At 68.3% G+C, this 20928-nt stretch carries 21 protein-coding genes; 13 read left to right on the top strand and 8 right to left on the bottom strand.

The genetic code is table 11. The features are described from left to right. Window positions 1-278: 278 nt before the first annotated feature. From VEB62_RS01690 to VEB62_RS01645, 10 genes are all read left to right on the top strand, one after another. Complete coding sequence (locus VEB62_RS01690) at window positions 279-602, top strand: hypothetical protein (RefSeq protein WP_324794792.1); 324 nt, start codon at window positions 279-281, stop codon at window positions 600-602. A 286-nt stretch (window positions 603-888) separates the two neighbouring features. Beyond that, window positions 889-1722, top strand: a complete 834-nt coding sequence (locus VEB62_RS01685) for a flagellin (protein ID WP_324794790.1) — start codon at window positions 889-891, stop codon at window positions 1720-1722. A gap of 91 nt (window positions 1723-1813) precedes the next feature. Next, window positions 1814-2101 (top strand): flagellar protein FlaG, encoded by a 288-nt coding sequence (locus VEB62_RS01680; protein ID WP_324794788.1) that lies wholly within the window; start codon window positions 1814-1816, stop codon window positions 2099-2101. Between the two features lie 131 nt (window positions 2102-2232). Beyond that, entirely contained in the window at window positions 2233-3069 is an 837-nt protein-coding gene (locus VEB62_RS01675) for a flagellin (RefSeq protein ID WP_324794787.1), read from the top strand. 265 nt (window positions 3070-3334) lie between these two features. Beyond that, entirely contained in the window at window positions 3335-6088 is a 2754-nt protein-coding gene (locus tag VEB62_RS01670; protein ID WP_324794785.1) for an RHS repeat domain-containing protein, read from the top strand. 70 nt (window positions 6089-6158) lie between these two features. Further along, complete coding sequence (locus tag VEB62_RS01665; protein ID WP_324794783.1) at window positions 6159-6824, top strand: hypothetical protein; 666 nt, start codon at window positions 6159-6161, stop codon at window positions 6822-6824. Further along, complete coding sequence (locus VEB62_RS01660) at window positions 6824-7276, top strand: hypothetical protein (protein ID WP_324794782.1); 453 nt, start codon at window positions 6824-6826, stop codon at window positions 7274-7276. Before VEB62_RS01665 ends, VEB62_RS01660 begins: the two co-directional genes overlap by 1 nt. A 145-nt stretch (window positions 7277-7421) precedes the next feature. Beyond that, on the top strand, window positions 7422-7898 hold the full coding sequence (gene ssb / locus VEB62_RS01655; protein WP_324794781.1) for a single-stranded DNA-binding protein: 477 nt from the start codon (window positions 7422-7424) through the stop codon (window positions 7896-7898). Window positions 7899-7925: 27 nt separating this feature from the next. After that, window positions 7926-8699: a DUF4253 domain-containing protein gene (locus tag VEB62_RS01650; protein WP_324794779.1), complete on the top strand. Its 774-nt coding sequence runs from the start codon at window positions 7926-7928 to the stop codon at window positions 8697-8699. Between the two features lie 64 nt (window positions 8700-8763). After that, complete coding sequence (locus tag VEB62_RS01645) at window positions 8764-9666, top strand: DMT family transporter (RefSeq protein WP_324794778.1); 903 nt, start codon at window positions 8764-8766, stop codon at window positions 9664-9666. Window positions 9667-9724: 58 nt separating this feature from the next. On the opposite strand, the gene VEB62_RS01640 is transcribed toward VEB62_RS01645, so the two are convergent. From VEB62_RS01640 to VEB62_RS01630, 3 genes are all read right to left on the bottom strand, one after another. After that, entirely contained in the window at window positions 9725-10288 is a 564-nt protein-coding gene (locus tag VEB62_RS01640; protein ID WP_324794777.1) for a DUF3035 domain-containing protein, read from the bottom strand. Between the two features lie 58 nt (window positions 10289-10346). Continuing rightward, the gene (gene lspA, locus VEB62_RS01635) at window positions 10347-10856 is read right to left on the bottom strand and encodes a signal peptidase II (RefSeq protein ID WP_324794775.1); all 510 of its coding nucleotides are present in this window, start codon (window positions 10854-10856) and stop codon (window positions 10347-10349) included. A 216-nt stretch (window positions 10857-11072) separates the two neighbouring features. Continuing rightward, window positions 11073-11864, bottom strand: a complete 792-nt coding sequence (locus VEB62_RS01630) for a PhoH family protein (protein WP_324795035.1) — start codon at window positions 11862-11864, stop codon at window positions 11073-11075. A 305-nt stretch (window positions 11865-12169) separates the two neighbouring features. Between VEB62_RS01630 and VEB62_RS01625 the strand changes: the two genes are divergently transcribed. Next, on the top strand, window positions 12170-12697 hold the full coding sequence (locus tag VEB62_RS01625; RefSeq protein WP_324794774.1) for a gamma carbonic anhydrase family protein: 528 nt from the start codon (window positions 12170-12172) through the stop codon (window positions 12695-12697). A 32-nt stretch (window positions 12698-12729) separates the two neighbouring features. On the opposite strand, the gene VEB62_RS01620 is transcribed toward VEB62_RS01625, so the two are convergent. Then, entirely contained in the window at window positions 12730-13269 is a 540-nt protein-coding gene (locus VEB62_RS01620) for a PAS domain-containing protein (protein WP_324794773.1), read from the bottom strand. A gap of 142 nt (window positions 13270-13411) precedes the next feature. On the opposite strand from VEB62_RS01620, the gene VEB62_RS01615 reads away from it, so the two are divergent. Next, entirely contained in the window at window positions 13412-14281 is an 870-nt protein-coding gene (locus VEB62_RS01615; RefSeq protein ID WP_324794772.1) for a hypothetical protein, read from the top strand. 128 nt (window positions 14282-14409) lie between these two features. Here the strand turns inward: VEB62_RS01615 and VEB62_RS01610 are convergent, their stop codons facing one another. The 4 genes from VEB62_RS01610 to hfaA all read right to left on the bottom strand — a co-directional run bounded on the left by VEB62_RS01610 (window position 14410) and on the right by hfaA (window position 20055). Then, on the bottom strand, window positions 14410-17286 hold the full coding sequence (locus VEB62_RS01610) for a M16 family metallopeptidase (protein WP_324794771.1): 2877 nt from the start codon (window positions 17284-17286) through the stop codon (window positions 14410-14412). 138 nt (window positions 17287-17424) lie between these two features. Beyond that, entirely contained in the window at window positions 17425-18681 is a 1257-nt protein-coding gene (gene hfaD, locus VEB62_RS01605) for a holdfast anchor protein HfaD (RefSeq protein ID WP_324794770.1), read from the bottom strand. Then, on the bottom strand, window positions 18608-19624 hold the full coding sequence (gene hfaB, locus VEB62_RS01600) for a holdfast anchoring protein HfaB (RefSeq protein ID WP_324794769.1): 1017 nt from the start codon (window positions 19622-19624) through the stop codon (window positions 18608-18610). Before hfaB ends, hfaD begins: the two co-directional genes overlap by 74 nt. Beyond that, on the bottom strand, window positions 19621-20055 hold the full coding sequence (gene hfaA, locus VEB62_RS01595) for a holdfast anchoring protein HfaA (protein ID WP_324794767.1): 435 nt from the start codon (window positions 20053-20055) through the stop codon (window positions 19621-19623). The genes hfaB and hfaA overlap by 4 nt, the downstream gene beginning before the upstream one ends. A 233-nt stretch (window positions 20056-20288) precedes the next feature. On the opposite strand from hfaA, the gene VEB62_RS01590 reads away from it, so the two are divergent. Beyond that, complete coding sequence (locus tag VEB62_RS01590) at window positions 20289-20870, top strand: rhomboid family intramembrane serine protease (RefSeq protein WP_324794765.1); 582 nt, start codon at window positions 20289-20291, stop codon at window positions 20868-20870. The last annotated feature ends 58 nt before the right edge of the window (window positions 20871-20928 follow it).

The raw sequence follows: 20928 nt of genomic DNA, 5'->3' as shown, positions 1-20928 counted from the left end.
GAGTCCGGGCGCCTGGGGTCTGCTGGTCGTGGTGTTGGCCGTCGCCGCGGTCGCGCTGGGCCATGGTCTTGGCCTGCGCTGGGATCCGCTCGGCCTGACTGAACGACGCCTCAAAGCCGCCGAAGCCCGCGCCGGCGCCGCTGCGTCGGATGCCCTGGCGCGCCGCCTCGAAGCCGGGGGCCTAGCGGATCAGGTCCATCGTCTCGACCATCTTCATCAACAGGCCGTGGCGGTCGAGCGGGCGACCGCCGGGGCCACGGTCCAGGCCCGGAGCGCCCATGACGCATCAATTCCGCTGGATCCGGCTCGCGCCGATCGCCTTGTCCGCCACGATCGCGAGCTGTGCCGCCTCGCTCCCGCCCTCTGCGGTCCCGCCGCGGCTGGTTCTGCCACAGGCGGCGGTGCGACCGTGCGTGCTGGACCGCCTGCCTGAAGCGCCGACGCAGAGCGATCTCGAGGTCGCCTATGTCGCCCGGGGCGCCGCCCTGGTGGCCTGCGAAACGGCCCGCGAACTGGCGGTGGAGACGTTGCTGGCCGAACGGGCGCTGCAGGATCGCTGGCGCGACATGGAGACGCCCCGCCGCAGGATCTGGCCGTGGTGAGGACGCCGGTCTGGCCGGTTTTCACAGGGCCGGCGCCCTGAATTGGCGAACCCGCCAAAGCCGCGATTGCAACTTGTGCCGGGTGGGCGGGCAGTTCTTGCCGGGGAGGTGGCAAATCCTGCCGGGCGGCCGACGTGCTTAACAGGAACTAACGCAGCAAAATCAATGGGCGGAGCCTTGGCACGGCCGATCGCCGACTGGTCCCGTCCTTGCTGCGGATACGTCCGAGCAGAATGCTCCCGGCAGCCAAAATGGCGTCGGACACCTTGAAGAAGGACTACGTGTCATGGCGCTGAACAGCGTAAACACGAATGCGGGCGCGATGATCGCCCTCCAGAACCTGCAAGTTACGAACAACGAACTTGCCACGGTTCAAAACCGCATCAACACCGGCAAGATCGTCTCGTCCGCCAAGGACAACGGCGCCATCTACGCCATCGCCCAGGGACAGCGCGCTGAAATCGGCGCCCTGAACGCGGTCAAGGACAGCCTGAACCGCGGCCAATCGGCCCTGGACGTCGCCCTCTCGGCTGGCGAGTCGGTCTCCGACCTGCTCAGCCAGATGAAGGAAAAGGCCCTCGCGGCCACCGACAAGAGCCTGACGACCTCGGCTCGCTCGGCCCTGAACGAAGACTTCAAGGCCATCCGCGACCAGATCGCCACCGTGGTGTCGAACGCCAAGTTCAACGGCGTGAACCTGCTCGACAACTCGACCACCACCAATGGCTACAAGGCCCTGGCGAACACGACCGGCACCACCATCAAGGCCGCGGGTGAAAACCTGTCGCTGGGCGGCGCCAACGTCACCGTCGCCGCGACCACCACCATCGGCACGGCGACCCTGGCCACCACGGCCCTGGGTCTGGTCAACGCCTCGATCGACAAGGTTTCGGCCTCCCTGGCTCGCCTGGGCACCGGCTCCAAGTCGTTCGCGACCCACCTGACCTTCGTGGGCAAGCTGCAAGACACCATCGAAGCCGGCGTCGGCAACATGGTCGATGCCGATCTGGCCAAGGAAAGTGCCCGACTGCAGTCCCTGCAAACCAAGCAACAGCTGGGTGTGCAGGCGCTGTCGATCGCCAACTCCTCGACCTCCATCCTGCTCGGACTGTTCCGCTAAGGATCGACCGGAAGGGCGGGGCTTCACGGCCCCGCCCGACCGATCCGGGCCGCCCAACGGAGACGCCGGCCGAACGTCGGCGTAAGGAGAGATGCAGAGCAATGCCAGGATAGTCGCGATCGGCGCCGTCGCCGTTCAGCCCGCCGCCGCGTCCACCGCGGGCGGCGATTTCCACGATTCCAGGTTCGCGCAGGAAGCCGAGCAGGCCGCCCGCTACCGTCTGGTGATCGAGGAGGGGCCGCAGTCGGGGTCCTTCATCTACAAGACGCTGGACCGGATCACCGGCGAAGTCGTCAAGCAGCTGCCCCGCGAACAGGTCGTCGACCTGATGCGGACCGCCCAGTACAGCGCCGGCTCGGTGATCGACACCAAGGCCTGACGCCCAGCGTATCCGCGAGACCCGCCGCGCAGGAGCGATCCGCGCGGTAAAAATGCGTGGTTAGCGGCTGTTAACCATGTGTGCACTGTTCGCCCCATAGCTTCGGCCAAACCTTGAAGGGGCCGAGTCGGATGACGAACAGCGTCCATACCAACACTTCCGCCGCGATCGCGCTGCAGAACCTGACGCGCACCAATGAGCGCCTCGGCGATGTGCAGAGCCGCATCTCGACCGGATTGAAGGTCCAGGGCGCCAAGGACAACGCCGCCATCTGGGCCATCGCCCAGCAGCAGCGGGCGGATGTCGGCGCCCTCAGCGCGGTCAAGCAGAGCCTCGACCGGGCGACCTCGATCGCCGACGTGGCCCTGTCGGCCGGCGAATCGGTCTCCGACCTGCTGAACCAGCTCAAGGAAAAGGTCTCCGCGGCGAAGGACTCCTCGCTCAAGACCCAGTCGCGCGAGCTCCTGAACGCAGACTTCAAGGCCCTGCTGAAGGCCATCGCCTCGGGCGTGGACAACGCGACCTTCGACGGCGGCAACATCCTCAACGGGTCGCTGACGACCGGGATCCAGTTCCTGGCCAACGCCGACGCCACCTCGTTCGTGACCCTCTCGGCCAAGGACCTCAGCCTGGGCGGCGCCATCATCGAACTGACGATGTCGGACAGCCTGCTGACGCTGACCGGCGCGACCCAGGCCCTGACGCGCCTGGACGATTCGATCGGCCAGCTCAACGCTGCGCTCGGCGAGATCGGCGCCCAGGCCAAGCAGATCGAGGCCCACAACACCTTCGTGACCAAGCTGATCGACACGCTGGAATCGGGGATCGGCAACCTCGTCGACGCCGACCTGGCCAAGGAAAGCGCCCGGCTTCAGGCCTTGCAGGTCCAGCAGCAGCTGGGCGCGCAGTCGCTGTCGATCGCCAACCAGGCGCCGCAGATCATCCTGTCGCTGTTCCGGGGCGGCTAGGCCTAAATTCGCCCGGCTCCGGAGCGGCCGATATAGACGGGCGCGGGCCGCCGCCGCTGACCGCGCTGGCCGAATCCGTACAGGGCGAGCAGCGATCTCAGGGCTTCGACGAAGGCAGACATGAGGCACGTCTCCTGCTTCAACGGCGAGGGCTCAACCATCGCCGACGGCCATTGTTCCCTGAGTCGCGTTCGGAGTCGCTCCGGTCGCGGACGTTAAGGCCTCGTTACGGTCACGCCGTCACACTCGCGGCCGGGAGCGACCTGTGATCAACAACAGCTATCTTCTCGGTTTGTTCGGCGGCGCGGCGCCTCTGGCGCTCGACTCGACGACGGCCGCCGCCCTGAACCAGGCCGCCCGCAAACAGCCCACGCCGCCGTGGTCCACCAGCGTCGAACCGCCGAAGCAGGACGCGCTCGTGCGCGCGGCCCTCGGCGGCCGGAAATTCATCAACGAAGACGCGGCCCAGCTGGATATCAAGTCCGCCTCGGCGGACTACCGGAAGCTCTTCGCCCTCTATCAGGGGCTCGATACCCTGAACGCCCTCGTCAACCGGTCGGCCACCAAGGGTATCAGCAGCCTCGAGCTGACGCAGCTGAGCAAACGCTTCACCTCCGGCCTGACCGAGGTCGGTTCGTGGCTGTCCAGCTCCGAGTTCGACGCCATCCGCATGGTGCAGGGCACGTCGAAGATGACCAGCAAGACCACGGCCGCCGTGCCGCGGGACAGCGCCCGGTCTATCACCGGTCCGATTCACGAAGGCTCCGTCGACACGGCGGTCGCCGCCTTCCAGGGCGACACCCGCTTCGGCATCACCATCAAGGTGCCCGTCGGGGTCACCGACTCGCAGACCACCGCGGTGCCGATCGACCTGGCCGATATGGGGGCCACGCCCCGCACGCTCGACAACGTCCTGAACCACATCAACGGCAAGCTGGAAGCGGCCGGCTTCCAGACCCGCATCGGCCGCGAGCAGATCAAGGCCGAGGCCAAGACGATCCAGGTGAACGGCAAGCCGGTGACCCTGCCGGCCGGGCCGGACAAATGGGCCCTCGCCATCCGCGGCACGTCGACGGAGACGGTAGGCTTCACGGCGCCCGAGACCTCGGACGCCGTCTATGTGGTGCAGTCGTCCGGAGCCGCCGGCGGCGCCCAGCTGCTGAAGTTCCAGAGCGACATCGGCACGGCGGCCCAGCCCACGGGCGGAGGCGTCGGCGAGACCCAGTGGGTTGACGGCCGCCTGTCGCAGGACGCCTTGCCGGACGGGGTCGAGACCGTCCGCGCCAGCGCCGTCGGCCCTGACGGCTCGCTGTGGATCGTGGCGAACGTCACGGCGGGTCCTGACACCCAGCCGATCAAGGGCGTCCAGGACGTGGCCCTGATGAAATACGATTCGGTGGGCCGGCTCGTGGCGACGAGGACGCTGGGGGCCGCATCGACCGCCAGCGGCTACGCCATCGCCATCAACGCCAATGGCGATATCGCCGTGGCGGGATCGGTCACCGGAGCGCTCAACACGACGGCCACGGACGCCGGAAAGACCGGCGACGTCGCGGATGTCGCCGACAGCTTCGTCACCGTGTTCGACAAGGACGGCCAGGAAGTCTGGACGCAGCGGCGGGGCGCCCGCGCTGCGGACGAGGCCACCTCGGTCAGTTTCGGCGCCGACGGCTCCGTCTATATCGGCGGCCGCGCGAAATCCGCCGTGCCCGGCGGCGTCGCGGTCGGCGGCTGGGACGGCTATGTCCAGGTCTTCAAGGCCGGGGAGCCGTATCCGACCGCCGGCATCGTCGCCAGGGCGACGGCGACGTCCCAGTTCGGCTCCATCAGCGACGACAGTGTCGACGCCATGACGGTCGACGGCTCGAATCTCTACACCGCCGGCGTCGAGAACGGCCGCGCCGTCGTGCGCCGCTTCACCCTTGACGCAGAGGGCGTACCGACCCTGGCGTCAACGCGCGACCTCGGGACGATCAGCGGCGACATCGCCGGCGTCTCGGTCTCCGGCGGACAGGTCATCCTGACCGGCACGAGCCGCGACAGCGGCCTGTCGGCGGGAACCACGACCACCGCCCACTCAGGCGGCAAGGACGTCTTCGTCGCGACCCTGTCCGGCGATCTCACCGCTTCCGCCGCCGACCGGATGACCTGGTACGGGGGGGCGGGCGATGACAGCGCGGCCGACGTCAAGGTGCACGATGGCAAGGTCTGGATCACGGGCGTCGCCGATCGCGACCCGGCGGCGGACGAGACGGATCCGACGAGAGGCTATCTGGTGCGGCTCGATCCGCTGAGCGGGGCTGTCGAGTACGAGAAGACCTGGTCCGGAGACGGCGATCAGGCCAGCCCGTTGACCCTGGCGGTGGCGTCGGGCGGCGCCAGCGTGCTGGACCGGCTGGGCCTGCCCAGGGGCGAGATCGACCAGAGCGATTCCAAGCGTCTGGTCGACGCGACCTCGCTGCGGGCCGGCGACCGGTTCTATATCAGCCCGGCGGACGGCGGCCGGTCGGTGTCGGTCACCATCGCCGCCAAGGACACCCTGGCCACGCTGGCGCGCAAGATCGAGATCGCCTCGAACGGCAAGCTCAAGGTCACGGTGGCGTCCGAAGGCGGCTCGGTGACGGGCAAGGTCGGCGAGACGACCACAACCACCGGCGGCTTCCAGCGCCTGTCGATCATGGCGCGAGACGGCAAGGCGGGGGCCGTGCTGACCCCCGGCGAGGCGGGGCGGGACGCCCTGGCGGGACTGGGGCTGTCGTCCGGCTATATCGGCGCCTCGGCCGGCGACGATGTGCGCAAGACCTTCGGTCTCGACCTGCCGGGGAATCTCCGGCTTGGAGACGCCGCGGCCGCCAAGACCGCCGGCGAACGCATCCAGGCGGCGATGAAGGCGGTTCGCGATGCTTACCGCGCGCTGAACCCCGCTACATCCGCCTCGTCGGCCAACGGCCCCGTTCCGGCCTATCTGACGAACCAGTTGGCGAACTATCAGGCCGCGCTCGCGCGGTTGGGTGGGTAGGCTCGCCGAAGGCCGTTGACGCGGCATGGCCCGGCGGGGTTATTGGACTCTCCAGCCGCGCGAGCCTTTCATGCCCCAGGACAACCGCATTCTCATCGCCATCGGCGCCGGCCTCGCGGTTGTCGCTGCGGTGGTGATCGCCCTGGTCTTCTCCGGCGGCCGCGACCGCGATCCCGCGCCGCCGCCCGCCGCGCAGGGCGGGCTGACGGTCGATGTCGCCGACGCGCCCGAGTTGAGCACGACCCGCGAACTGCGCTGCTACGTCGACGGCCAGTTCGTCGGCATGGCGACGCTGGCGGACTGCGCGCGCCGCAACGGGGTGGCGACGGACGCTCTCGACGTGGGCGTCGACGAAACCGGCGCGCTGGTCGCCTTGCCGGCGGCCCCGGTCATCGAACCGCCGGTCGAGGTGGTGGACGCCAGCCCGCTGCCCGTGCCTGAGACGGTCGAGCCAGGCCAGCCCGAACAGCCGCAGGCGCAGGCCGCCGCGGGCGCGCAATGCCTGCGTCATACCGGCTCCGACTGGCGCTCCCTGTCGTCGAACATGAGCCTGAACGCCTGTGTGCGGGCCCTCTATTCCGGCACCTGCGTCCGGCCAGGCGACGCCCTGTATGGCCGTTGGGGCAATACGACCCTGCGGCTCGTCCCCCGCCGCGTCGAGCAGTCGCCCGACAACGATCGCTTCCGCACCTTGGTCGAACAGGACCGCAGCTGCCAGTTCCCGGACCTCCGTTGATGAACCGCGTACCGTTTTTACTGGCCCTCGGCGCCGGCGTCCTGGCTCTCGCCGCCTGCAGCCGGGCGGTCGAGGCTCCGTATGAGCGCGGCGTCTGCTTCGTCGTCGAAGTCGGCGAGGCGGGCGAGGCGCCGGTCTTCAACAAGCTGGCCGAGGACCAGCCGCAGATCGAATATTGCGCGGCGCGGCTTGAGGAGATGCGGCTGCGCTTCCTTCGCCAGGGCGGCAGCCGGCAGGAAGTCACCGGCGCCTACAATGGCCAGTACATCTTCATCGACCGGGAGGGCGTATGGATCGGCAAGTCGCTCGACGGCTCCCGCTTCATTTTCATGGCCCGGACCGGCGACGGTCGCCTGGCGGTGCCGGGTGCGATCACCAGGGACGAATCCGGCCGGCCGGTCGGCGTGGCGGCGCCGGTCGAACCGGCGCCCGCCCCCACCCCGACTCAGTAGCGAACAAAACTGGAACATCGGTCCGCGATCGGCTAGGTTGCGACCACAAAGTCAACCCGGCCCTGACGGTGTCAGGCGCCGGGTCCATGAACAACCGGCCTCAAGCCAGTGCGACGCACGGCAGGCCCACAAAAAGGATTCGATGATGGCGGGCAGCGTCAACAAGGTCATTCTGGTCGGCAATCTGGGCAAGGACCCGGAAATCCGCACGCTCAATTCCGGCGAACGCGTCGCCAACCTGTCGCTCGCGACCTCGGAGCAGTGGCGCGACAAGGCCACCGGCGAGCGCAAGGAGAAGACGGAGTGGCACCGCGTAGTCATCTTCAACGAAAACATCGTCAAGGTGGTCGAGAACTACCTGAAGAAGGGCTCGACCGTTTACATCGAGGGTTCGCTGCAGACCCGCAAATACGAGCAGGCCGGGGTCGAGAAATACACCACCGAGATCGTGCTGCAGAAATTCCGCGGCGAACTGACCATGCTGGGCGGCCGCGCCGACAGCGCCGGCGGCGCGTCGCGCGGGGGTGACGACGACTATTCTTCCGGCTTCTCGACCGGCGGCGCCAACAAGCCGAGCGGCCCCAAGGAAAGCTACGATCTGAACGACGACATCCCGTTCTAGGTCCGCGTCATGACCCGACGCTCGTGGTTGGCCGTTCTGCTGTCGATGTTGGGTCTCGGATCCTCGGGGAAGGGGCTGGCGTCTGTGATCGATGGCCCGTTAGCGTCCAGATCTTTTCCCTACCCGACCTACAAGGTTGCGGGGGCGGAGGCTCTGTCGACGTGGGCGCGGCTAAAAGAGTCGGGTGACGGCTATCCCCTTATCGTTGGTCCGCCCGACTCTGCAGAACTGGTTGCGGAAGTCGCCGAGCTGAACGGAGGAACGACCGCGAGCGTATTGGCCGCCGCGGAGGCTGTGAATTTCCCGCAAGACCTGTTGGACAGGCATGGCGCCGAGCTGAAGGCGGCCGCGGCCGAGTTCGGCCAGCCCTACGATGACACCTTCCGCGTGGGGACTTGGCCATCTCGCGTCGATCCCAACCGTGGCGGCGAGTTGATGCGGGACGTCCTGTCACAAGCCCCTCACCCGGAAGTGGTGATCATCGTTTTGCCGGCCCAGGATTCGGCTGAGGCCATCGCCATGCTCCGGTATGGCGGCTGGAATGCCTGCCCGCCTCCGGAAGAGCATGTGGCTGCGTTCCGCAGCTGGCGCGAAAGATTCGGATTCGAGCCGGTCTGCGTCGGTCATGACATCATTGAGGGCCGTGTGACGCGACGACCTGCCGATCGGGAGGCTGCGTTGGCGCTGGCGCGGGAACTGTTCGCCTACTGTCCGGACATCGTCGACCAGGGGACTGATGACTTGGCGACGTTGGCCGCGATCTTGATGGTCAGCGACTGGTGGTTCTTCTGGTGGGATTGATGGCGAAACCTGGCGTCACCTATCGTGACGGGCAAAAGAGGATGGCCCGCGCTAAGCCCCTTCCGTGACCACGCCGGACAAGCCGCACAGCCCGCTCTCCCTGATCGAGATCGCCGCCATCGTCGCGGTCGTGGTGATCTGGGGCGTCAACAACGCGGCGGCCAAGCTGGCGACCGAGACCGTGCCGCCGTTGCTGGTCGGAGCCCTCCGATTCGCCATCGCCGCCGCCTGCCTTGTTCCGTTCGTGCGCCCACCATTCCCGAACTGGAAGAGCCTGCTGATCATCGTCGGGCTCGGCGGACCGATCCATTACGGACTCATCTATCTGGCGTTCTGGCTGGCCCAGGACGTCAGCCCCGTATCGGTGGCGGCCCAGCTGTGGGTGCCGTTCACGGCCCTCTTCGCCTTCCTGCTGCTGGGCGAGCGGCTTTCGCGCTTCGCGCTGATCGGCATGGGGGTCGCGTTCGCGGGGGTGGCGTGGATGACGCTCGACCCCCACGCCATCGCCGACTGGAAGGCCATCCTGGTGTGCATCGGCGGCAGCGCGGCATGGGCGGTGACAACCGTCGTGGCGCGCAGGACGATATCCATTCCGCCCCTGAAGATGCAGGGCCTGCTGGCCCTGACCGCGCTGCCCAGCCTCGCCTTCGCCTCGGCCATATTCGAGCGCGGCCAGGTCGAGGCGATCCAGCAGGCGACGCCGCTCGTCTGGGCCTGCATGATCTGGGCGGGTCTCGCTTCGTCGGTGCTGGCCACCACCATGCTGTTCTGGCTGGTCCAGAAGCGCGAGGCCGGGCGGGTCACTCCCTATCTGCTGGCCACGCCGGTGGTCTCGATCCTGATCGGCTGGCTGTTCATGGGCGACGTGCTGACGCCGCAGATTCTCACCGGGGCGGCGCTGACCATCGGCGGCGTGGCGGTGGTCGCCCTGGCAGAACGCGGTCTCAGGGCCGGCGCCGCCAGGTGAAACGAAAAAGCCCGGACGCTTTCGCATCCGGGCCTTTCCATGAAATCTGGTCCTGGTCCTACAGGCCGGGGAGCTTGAAGCCCGTGTCGCGGCGCGGCGCGATGACGATGCCGGTCTGACCCCCGGTCAGGGCCTGCAGCCGGGCGTATTCGCTGGCCGCGTCGATGGTGACGGCGCCGTTGGCGGTCTGGCTCGTGGTCGGCGCCTGGGTGGCCGCGTCATCGCGACGCCAGAACAGGATGCGGTTGGCCCAGCCCTCTTCCTTGTGCGCGAGGTCGCCGAACTCGTCGTCGACGACGTAGCGGGCGAGGGGATCGGCCCGGTCGCCGCCGGCCTGGGCGACCAGGATCTGCTCGCCGGGCGAACGGGTCACGGCCTGGCGCTGACCCAGAAGAATCTGGCGGGCGGCGGATTCGGGCGCCAGTTCCTGCGGACGCGGTTGGCCCGGCGCGGGCGGGCGCAGGCCGTATTCCGGCGGCACCGTCAGCGGCGCGGTGGAGACAGTCAGGAATTCGTCCGGGGTCACCTTGGTCAGGCCGATGCCCTGCCGCAGGCTTCCGCAGGCGCCGAGCACCAGGGTTGATGCGGCGAGGGTCAGGACGGCGGTGCGGGTAAGGCGCATGGTCAATCTCGGCTGGGCGCGCCCGGAGGCGCGCGTAAACCCTAGAGGAAGCGGCTGATTACGACTTTTCGGCGGCGACGCCAACCTTGGCGGCCCTTTCGGACAACACGCTGTCGAGGATGAGCAGGATCACGCCCAGGGTGATGGCGCTGTCGGCGACGTTGAACACCCAGGGGAAGAAGCCGGTCCCCTCGAAGTTGAGGAAATCGACCACGAAACCGAACCGGATCCGGTCGATCACGTTGCCGATCGCGCCACCCATGATCAGGCCTAACGAGGTCACCAGCAGCCGGCGGTCGGCCTTGAGCGCCCACCAGCCGAGCACCCCCGCCACGACCAGCGAAAAGGCGCTGAGCATCCATCGCGCCGAGCCGTCCCCGAACAGGCCGAAGCTGACGCCCTCGTTGTGGACCAGCGTGATGTTGAAAAACGGATCGAGAACCGGGTGCGACTGGCCTTCGAAGCGCAGCCCCAGGCCCTCCAGGACCCAGGCCTTGGTCAACTGGTCGACGATGACGATGAGGATGGCGAAGCCGTAGGCGGCCAGGGCGATGCGTGGGATTTTCATTCGGGTCGCTGAAAGATGAGGCCGTCCCGGTTAGCAGCCCCGGCCCCGGGCGCGAAGGGGCAATCGTGTCGCGTCGACGCGCGCCTGGCCCCGGAGGCGCCGCGGGCCGCTGATGCGACCTGGTCCGGCGGAGTTACAGTCCGAGCGTCCGGTCATGGTCTGACGCAGGCCCGTGCAGGAACGGCATGGACCTGCGTCGGATTCCGTCGTGTGTGCTCAGAGCACCCCGATCATGGACGCCACCAGCGGATGGCGGACGATGTCGCGCTCGGCCAGCTTGATCACCGCGATGTCCGGCACCGGGGCGAGGCGTTCGGCGATGTCGGACAGGCCCGAGATGCCGGGCAGCAGGTCGGACTGCTGCGGATCGCCGGTGACCACCATGGTCGAATGCCAGCCGAGCCGGGTCAGCAGCATCTTGAGCTGGACGTAGGTGCAGTTCTGGGCCTCGTCGACGACGATGAAGGCGTTGTTCAGGGTGCGGCCGCGCATGTAGCCGATCGGCGCGATCTCGATCAGCCCCTCGGCCATCAGCGTCTTGACCCGCTTCATCGACAGCCGGTCCGACAGGGCGTCGTAGAGCGGCCTCAGATAGGGCGCGAGCTTGTCTTCCATATCGCCCGGCAGAAACCCGATCGACTCGCCCGCCTCCACCGCCGGACGGGACAGGACGATGCGCCCGATCTTGCCCGCCTCGAGCGCCTCGACCGCCTTGGCGACGGCCAGGTAGGTCTTGCCGGTGCCCGCGGGACCGAGGGCCAGAACCATGTTGTGGTTGTCGATGGCGCTCATCATCTCGGCCTGGCCGTCCGATTTCGGCTTCAGCGTCTTCAGATAGGCCTGGTCGCGATCGTCGTTGGAGGGGTAGGGGGACCAGCCGGCGTGGGTGGGGAGACGCCGTACCTTGGCGTCGTCCATGAACTGCCGTGAATCCAGAACCCCGTGTTCACGGGACATGTCGCGGGTCTGACGCTTGATTGCCGCACGCTTGGTCATGGACGCCTCCAGGGCATGAAAAAAGGCGATGCCGCAAAAGCATCGCCTCGAACGAACAGGGGGAGGTGGGAGACGGAGGATGCGACGCACCCGCCCGGGTCGGAGGAAGGTCCCCTTTGCAGGGACTTGGCTTCCAGCGGGAACACCCGCCGACCGGAACGCGTCACGCGCGTCCTCCTGGGTCTGACCGGACCGGGCTTGATCCGGCTTCGGATCCGGGGCCGAAATGGCGGCCTCGAATCGCATCTGCACTATGATGCTAGCGTGGTTTACGAGAGCTTAAAGCCCTCGTTCTGTTCAGAAATGACGGTGTCGTGATGAATGTTTACAGTCTCGGTGACAAGAAACCGCAGCTTCCGCCCGAGGGCGAATACTGGGTAGCGCCGACTGCAACCGTCATAGGAGACGTGATTCTCAAACCCGGCGCCAGTGTCTGGTTTGGAGCCGTGGTCCGCGGTGACAACGATCCGGTTACGATCGGCCGGAACACCAATATCCAGGACGGCAGCGTGCTGCACTCCGATCCCGGAGAGCCATTGACCATCGGCGACGGCGTCACTGTCGGGCATATGGTCATGCTCCACAGCTGCGAAATCGGCGACAACACCCTGATCGGCATTGGGGCGGTGGTGCTGGGTCGTGCCAAAATCGGGAAGAACTGTCTGATCGGCGCCAACACCCTGATCACCGAAGGGAAGGAAATCCCCGACGGTTCGCTGGTCATGGGCCAGCCGGGCAAGGTGGTGCGGCAGCTGGAGCCCGGCCAGATCGAGGCGTTGAAGGCGTCCGCCGCCCACTATGTCCAGAACTGGAAACGTTATGTCGAAGGCCTGAAGCCGGCGTAAGCGCGCCGCTCAGGCAATCAGGCCATCAGGGATCAGGCGATCCGGCGACCGCCGACCGCGGCGAGGCTGAGCGGGGCGCGGACCGCGTCTCCGACGCCGATCGAGACGCGGGCGGTGAGCAGTCTCGGCTCGTCGGTCGCGAGTGTGAGCGTGGCGGCCGGCGCATAGAGGCCGAGCAGGCGATCCGGCCGTCCGGACGGACCGCGCAACGGCAGCAGGGTGACCTCGATCTGGGCCGCGACGCTGCCGGCGAGGGCGACGACCACGACCGGCCGACCCTCGCGCACCGTCTGGCTCAGGGCGGTGAACATCAGCGGACGCGAAGCGGTGCGCCACAGGGACAGCAGCGCCTGGCCCTTCAGGGCTTCGCCATGGAAACCCTCGATCCAGCTTCCGGCGAGGCGGATCACGGCGTCGTCGCCGGTTCGGCGGGCGACGAACGCGCGCGGCAGGCGCAGGCCCAGCATGTCGGGCTCCAAAGCCGTCCGGTCCGGGATTCCCCCGCGCGACTCCGGCCGGCGCGACAGCGTCGTCCAGTGGTCGATCAGGAACTGCGTGTCAGGGTGAAACATCGCCTTGGCCTCTGACACGTCTGTCGCAAGGGTCGGGCCGGGCGAAACGCAACGGAAACGAAAGGCTTTTGCGGTTCAGATGCAATCTGGAGCGGCCCGCGTCTTGCACGGGCCGCAGAAGTTTTCACCTGGAGGTCGGCCCATGCGGGTGCGGATCATGAACTGGTTGCCAGCCGTGGCGACGTTCGTCGTTGTGGCGGTCGTCTCGGACGAGGCGCAGGCCCAGTGCGGGCCCGTGTGCCCGCCCCCGCCGCCGCCGTGCTGCGACCCGCCGCCCCCGCCGCCCCCTCCGCCTCCGCCCCCGCCGTGCTGCCAGCAGCCGCCGCCTCCGCCCTGCTGCGGCGGCGGTGGGAACATCAACGTCAATGTGAATGTGAGCGCCGAAGCCGGCGCCCGCAGTCGCGCGGGCCTGAACGCGCGGGCCGGCGGCAGCGTCTGGGTGTCGGGCGGCGGCTCGGCCTATGTGACGGTGGACCAGCCCTATCCCACCACCATCAACGGACTGACCGTCGAAGGCGCGCGCGTGCGCCAGACCATCCGTGTGCCCTATGAGGCGCGCCGCAGGTGGGAGAAGCGGGTGGTCATCCGCGCCTTCTGCATCGACGACCGCAATGTGCCCCACCCCGCCTCGCAGGTGCGCCCTGACCGGGAGGTCCACGGCGATTACGAGGGCGAGCTGTATCGCTGCCTGGCCGGAACGTGGCTGCAATACACCTGGGCTGAGTATACGGGCGAGGCCGACTTCGGCCGCGGCGAGACGATGGACTGCCGCAAGGGCGAGGCGCTGTGGCACGGCCGTGGCGGCCAGGTCGAATGCCGCCCGCAAAAGGCCGAGCGCGAATGCAACGAACGCTCGCTGCTGCGCCGCTACGGCGCCGGGGTGAAGATCCTGACCATGGTTCGGGAAGAGATCTACACCGAGTACCGCGAGGAAGTGGTCGAGCAGACCGGAATCGCGGTGTCCGGCGCATCCATCACCCTCGATGGCGGCGTCGGCGGCCGGGTATTCTGACAGGGGACCGGGCGCCGGCGTTCAGCCGGGCGTCATCCGATCCCGGATAGAGTGATGTTCGTCGGCTCTGTCGACGATCCTGAGAAGCGAACTGGCCCCGATCCGCAAGGACCGGGGCCTTTTTTGCCCTACTGCGCGGCCGGAGCGGCCGGGGCGGCTTCGGCGGGCGGGCGCGACGAGGTCACCGTCGCGCGCCAGGCGGTTTCGGAGCGCAGGTACTGGCGGGCCAGCCGCTGGATGTCGGCCGGTGTGATCGCCTCCAGGTCCGAGATGTGCGTGAGGGTTTGCTCGACATCCCCAGGCCTGTCCGCGACATCGGCGAGCTGGGCGAGCCAGTACTCATTGCCCGCCTGGCTTCGGCGCAGCGATTCGATGACCGGCAGACGGGCGCGGTTCAACTCGTCCTCCTCGACCGGCGCGTCCCTCAGGCCGGCGACGATCGACTCGACCGCCGCATAGAAGGCGGGCAGGGCGTCCGTGGCCGTCTGGGCGGTGATCGAGATCGAACCATAGCCCTCGAATACGTCCGAGGCGCTGGAGCCGACGCCGGGCGAATAGGCCAGAGCCTGCTTTTCGCGAATCTCCTCGAGAACCCGAAGTTTCAGCACCTCCGCCAGGATGGCGACCTGGCGCGACTCGGTGCGGTCGCCGACGGCGTCCGTGGTCGGCCAGGCGATATAGCCGAGGGCCTGTTCGGCTGGTCCGGTGTGGGTCAGCTGGACCGGTTCGCCGCCGCCCGCCGGGAAGCGGAGTTCGGTCGCGCCGGGCGCCGGCGGGGCGTCCGGGCCGCGGGGCGGAAGGGCGCCCAACGTCGGGGCCACGGCCGCGATGGCGTCCTCGACCGTCACGTCGCCGACGACGACGACGTCGATCGGACCGGACGACAGGCCGCGCGTCACGCCGGCGCGCAGGTCCTCGACGGTCCAGGCCGCGACATCCTCCAGGCCGGGGAACGACTGGCGCCTGTCGCCGCTGGCCAGCAGGCCGGACGCCTGCAGCTGGAAGGCGCCGCCCGGGGTGGCCATTTGCTGGGCGACGATCTGCGGGAAGAAGGCCTTGATCTGCTGGAACGGCGCCGGGCGCAGGCCCGGATCGGTCAGGTAGGCCGTCAGGACCTGCATCTCGAGCGCGAAGTCCTGTGGCCGGGTGGCGCCGGACAGGGTGTAGGTGTCGGTGTCGACGCCGAAGCTCGCCGAATAGATCCGGCCGTTCAGCACGCGGCTGAGTTCGTCCGCCGTCAGCTTGCCGAGTCCGCCCTGGGTGAAGACGAACGGCGCCAGCGCCTGCGGGTCCGACCGGTCGGTCGGCAGGCCCAGTTCGCCGATGCCGGTCCGCACATTGACGAGAATCTGCTCGTCCCGGAAATCGGTCGGCTTGACGGTCAGGCGGACGCCGTTGGCGAAGGTGACGACCGTGGCGCCCAGCTCAGCGATCTCGCGGCGGTCCCGGACCGCGCCCGTGGGGCCGAAGCTGGCATAGGGCCAGTCGAGTTCGGCCTGGGCGGCCGGAGCGGTGACGGGAACCTGACGGGAGGCCTCCAGGGCGGCGGTGACGGCGGCCTCGCCGCCCTCGATCTCGACCGGGGTGACGACGAGAGCCAGCGGGCCGCCGCCCTCGAACACCGGCTTGATGGCCTGATTGACCCGGGCGGCGGTTAGGCCTTCGACAGAGGCGTTGAACAGATCGAGGTTGGTCTGCGGCGACGAGAAGACGCGCTCGTCGTTGACCGTGCTCACGAGGCCGTTGGCCAGGGCGGGCGTCCGGCGGGTGGCGGCGGCGGCCACGGCGTTCTCGAGCGCGGCGCGGGTGTCGGTGATCTCGCGCTGAAGCTCGGCGTCGGAGACGCCGAACTCGACCAGACGGCGCTGCTCCTGCTCGATCGTCTCGAGCGCGCGCTTCCATTCGCCCGGATTGAACTGGGCGGACACCGAGGCGATGTCGAGGCTCTCCGCCAGGGTGGACTGCCCACCGCCCGCGGAGATGAAGGGCGGATTGTCGGCGCGGGCGATCTCGCCCAGACGCCGGTTGAGCACGGCGACGCCCAGATTGCGCAGCAGGTCGTCGCGGCGCTCGGCCACAGTGTCGGGATCCGTGTCCGGGGCCTTGATCCAGTTCAGCTGGATCGACGACTGGATGCCAGGTTCGACCAGGATGCGGGTTTCGGGACCACGTGGCGCGACGGTGCCGAGGTCCGGTTCCGGCCCTTCAGCGCCTCTGGGCTCCCAGCTCTCGAAGGCCGCCCGGATTTTGGCCTCCATCTGATCGACGTCGAAATCGCCGACGGCGACCATCGTGGCCCGTGAGGGGCGGTAGTAGGCCTCATAGAATTCCACAAAGCGCTCGCGTGGGGCGGTGCGGATGATCTCCAGATCTCCGATCGGCAGACGCCGGGAGATGCGCTGGCCGGGGGCAAGCAGGGCCAACTGGGCCTTGATCGAGCGCAGGCCGGGGGTGTTGCGAAGCCGCTCCTCGCCCACGATCACGCCGCGCTCGGCGTCGACGGCCTCCGGGGCCATCAGGGCTTCCGAAACCTGTTCCCGCATGATCCGCAGGCTGGTGTCGACCGTCTCGTCGTTCGTTCGGGGCAGCTCGAGCATGTAGACGGTCTGGTCGAAGCCGGTGGAGGCGTTGGTGTCGGCGCCGAAGGCCAGGCCCAGCCGCTCGAGAATCCGGAGCAGGTCGTTCTCCGGGATGTTGGTCGTGCCGTTGAAGGCCATGTGCTCCATGAAATGGGCGAGGCCCAGCTGGTTCTCGTTCTCCATCAGCGAGCCGGCGTCGATGCGCAGGCGAAGCGACGCCTGACCGGGCGGAGTGGCGTTGCGCATGATGGCGTAGCGCATGCCGTTGGACAGCTGGCCGAAGCGGACATCGGAGTCAGCAGGCACGTCGCTGGCGCTCTGGGCCCATGGCTCGTTCGGCCGGGCCTGGGCGAGGGCCGGGGAGGCCGTCGCGAGAACGGCCATGGAGGCGGCGGCGAGCAGGAGCAGACGACGAGGAGACCGCATGTTCGGCATCTTTCCGATGGGCGCGAAGCTCCCGGGTCAGGGCCGCGCCGGACAAGGTTCAGGGGTGGCGATCTTTCGATCGCCCACGCCCCCTGCAACCTTTCAGCGTCCCGACAGGGCCGCTCAAGTTACAGAAGGTTAATGTGAAGGCCGCGAGACGTAGAAGGTGGCGGAGTTGCCGACCGCGTTGGCGCCGGTGATCACCGCCCGGGTCGAGCCGGCCACCGTCGTATTGGCCGTGGCCGAGACGTCGCCGCTGTTGGTCTGGCTGTTGCGGGCCTCGAGATAGCCTTCGCATTCCGAGCAGGCGTAGCCGGTGACGCTGTTGCCCACCGCGTCGGCCCCGACATAGACGTCGTAGCCGTTCGTGCCCGAGAAGGTGGCGGTCACGTCGACGCCGCCCGAGTTGAACTGGCTGTTGTCGATCTCGACGTAGATGTCGTTGTTGCCCACCGACAGCTCATTGGCCGCGCCCCGGGCATGGGCCTCGGCGCGGCCGTAGTCGTAGGCGGTGGTGGTGGCGGCGGCGCGGACGAAGGCGGTGTTGTCCTGGCTGGAGTCCACCACGACCGATCCGCCCTCGTTGTAGAGCACGGCCTGGTTGGCGGCGGCGCGGGCGCGGCCGGCCAGATCCCAGGCGTTGCCGGCGTTGGCGCTGGACTCGGCCTCGACGAAGTCGCCGGTCGAGGTCTGGACGATGGCCAGATTCTGGCCCGAGGTCTGGCCGCTGGTCACCTGGACCGCGTTGACGATGGCCTGGCTGGAGACGCTGGCCTCGGCCGGGATGTACTGGGTCTCTATGCGATCGTAGGCGCGCACCGTGGCCGAGGAGGCCTGGTCGATCGAGCCGCCGATGGACGAGCCTTCGCCGTACATGGCGACCGTGTTGGAGATGGCCGAGGCGTTGATCACCGCGCCGCCCAGCAGGCGGGCGTCGTCCTCGCCCAGCTGCGAGGTCGCGCTGACCAGGCCGCCGGTGTTGGACTGGGTGGCGTCGACGGTCAGATCGGCGTCATAGGCGCTGACCGCCAGATAGTTGCCGCCGGCCTGGGTGGTGGCCGTAACGAGGCCGTGGGTGTCGCCGCCCAGGGTCATGTCGGTGGTGGCGACGGCGTCGCCGCGCATGTCCTGGTTGGACTGGACGGTGATGGAGTCGTTCTCGACCGCGCCCGAGGCGCTGTTGCCCTGGGCCGAGGTGCTGACCGTGACCTGTTCCTGGGCGTCGACCACGTTCAGCGTCTGGTGCGAGAAGACGTCGCCCAGCTGCAGCTGTTCGTTCAGGACGATGGTCCCGCCCGGCGGCGGGGTCTGCGCGGCAGCCTCAGTAACGGCTGCGACGCACAGCGTCGTCGCGGCGATCGTGCCAGCGAGACGGATCCGCGCGGGTTTCGCCATTGTTCGTGTCCGTGTTGGGGTAAGCCGGGTAATAGCCGCCGGTGGGGCCGGTCGTTCCACCCAGCGGATCGGGACCGGCCGACAGGCAGATTTCCGGACCGGGCGCGCCGTAAAGGTTGGCCATGAACTCGACCGTCGCCCGCTCGATCAGCGCGCGCACCGCCAGCTGGACCGGCTCGAGCCCGCCCTCGCCGGCCGAGATGTCGAAGACGTTGCCGTTCAGGAAGTCGAAGACGCCGGCGGAGATCTCGCGGCCGATGATCTGCTTCTGGTACGAGACCACGTCGACCACCTCAAGCGTGGTGGTCTGGACCAGGCGCAGGTCGATGGCGATGTTCATCACGAAGGCCTTGCCGGCGAAGGCGGTGGACAGCGGCGTGTCCGTGCTGGCCTGGCCCGCAGCCATGTCGAACCCGCCGGAGCGGATGTTGTAGTTCACCTCGGTGATGCCGCCGATGATGTAGAAGTCGGTCCCGGGCACCGAGCCGGCGAGGATGCGGCGGTACTGCACGTCGTCGGCGCTGCCGGATCCCGCGTCGCCGATCAGGCGGTTGTTGGCGTAGCGCAGTTCCATCTCGGAGACCGAGGTGTCGTAGCGCTCGAGAATCCGGGCGCCCGACTTGGCCAGGGCGGTCATGGCCATCATGGAGGCGCCGCCGGTGATCTGGCGGCCGCCGTCGGCCGAAACCGTGCCCGTGTAGTCGCTGATCCGGCCCACAGCGATGCGCGGGGAGGGCAGGTCATACCGGCGGGCGTAATCCGCCATGCAGTAGAGGGCGGCGGAGTAGGGGGTCGGGTTGGCCGTGACCGGCGCGTTGCCGATCGGGGTGGCGTACATGCCCTGGGGCCCCGCCGACGCGGAGATGCAGCCGCCCAGAAGCGCGGCGATGGCGCACGCGGCGACGACGGTCTTCAGACGCCGGGCGTTCTGGCCGTGAATCATGGAAGCCTCAGGGTGCCGTTCAGGCTGGTTCCGGCGGTGACGTTGCCGTTGTTGATCTGCGTCGAGTTGACGATGACGGTGTTGTGATTGCCCTGGACGACGACGTTCAGGCTGTTGCCGATCGCGGTGGAGCCCCCGATCGCCGTGCCGCCGTTGCCGCCGGCGCCGGAGAAGGTCGACGAGACGCCGCCGGTGGCGCTGGAATAGGTGTTGGCGCCGGCCTGGATGATGCCGTCGACGATCAGGCGGTTGCCGTTCGCATCACGGGTCGAGCCGGTCTGCGGTTGGGCGGTGGTGTAGCGCGATCCGCCATAGCCCGCCTGGTAGGTCCCCATGCCGGAGGAGCCTGCCGACTGGGCCGCCGAGACGGCTGGCAGGGCGAGAATGGCGACGCCGGTCAGCGCGGCGATGGTCTTCAGCCGGGTGGGCAAGGCGAACCTCCACATGCGAACATGGTCTTCGGGCAGGGAAGCAACCCCCGTGCCAATCTGGATCATGGTTATTAAGAACCGCTTGCGATGATCGCGTGCGGCGGCGATGAGCGGCCTTTCGCAACACCCGGAGCCCAGCCCTGACCGACCAGCCGTCCGAGCGGATATTTTCGGCCCCTCCGGTGACGATGCTTCTCGCCGCGTCGCTGCCGATTCTGTTCTTGATACAGACGATGCTGCCGGATGGCGGGCTGTCGCTGGCGTTTCGGCCGGCGTCGCTGTGGAGGGGCGACTGGTGGCCGGGGCTGTTCACCTCGATGTTCATGCACGGGGGATGGGGGCATGTGGCGATGAACGCCCTGGGCGTGTTCGCCTTCGCGCCGCCCGTCGCCCGATTGATGGCCGGCGCCAGGGGCGTCGCCGGCTTCCTTGGCTTCTATCTTGTGACAGGCCTGGTCGGAACCGCCGGCTACGGCCTGATCCATCCGGACACCTTCGATCCGCTGGTGGGCGCGTCAGGGGCGGTGTTCGGCCTGATGGGCGCCGCATTCCGATTGCTGGGGCGACGGAACGGGACGTTGCGCGCCCTGACGGACCGCCGCTTCCTGCTGATGGCCGCCGTCGTTATGGCGATCAATATGGTGGTGGGCCTGATCGGCCTGGCTCCCGGCGCGGAAGGGGCCCGCGTGGCGTGGGAGGCCCACGCCTTCGGCTTTGTCACCGGCGCGTTGCTGATCGGCCCGTGGTCCAGCCTGTTCCGCCCGCGGCCGACATCATTTGATTCCCCGCCCGATCTGCGCGACCCTTCCGCCTGAAGCGGTCCATCCGCGGCCGCGCTCGGTATAGAGAGGGAGGAGCCGCGATGCTGGTCGC

This window comes from Brevundimonas sp., from assembly GCF_035626975.1.
Lineage (GTDB): Bacteria > Pseudomonadota > Alphaproteobacteria > Caulobacterales > Caulobacteraceae > Brevundimonas.
This window is presented reverse-complemented; position numbering and strand designations above follow the sequence as displayed.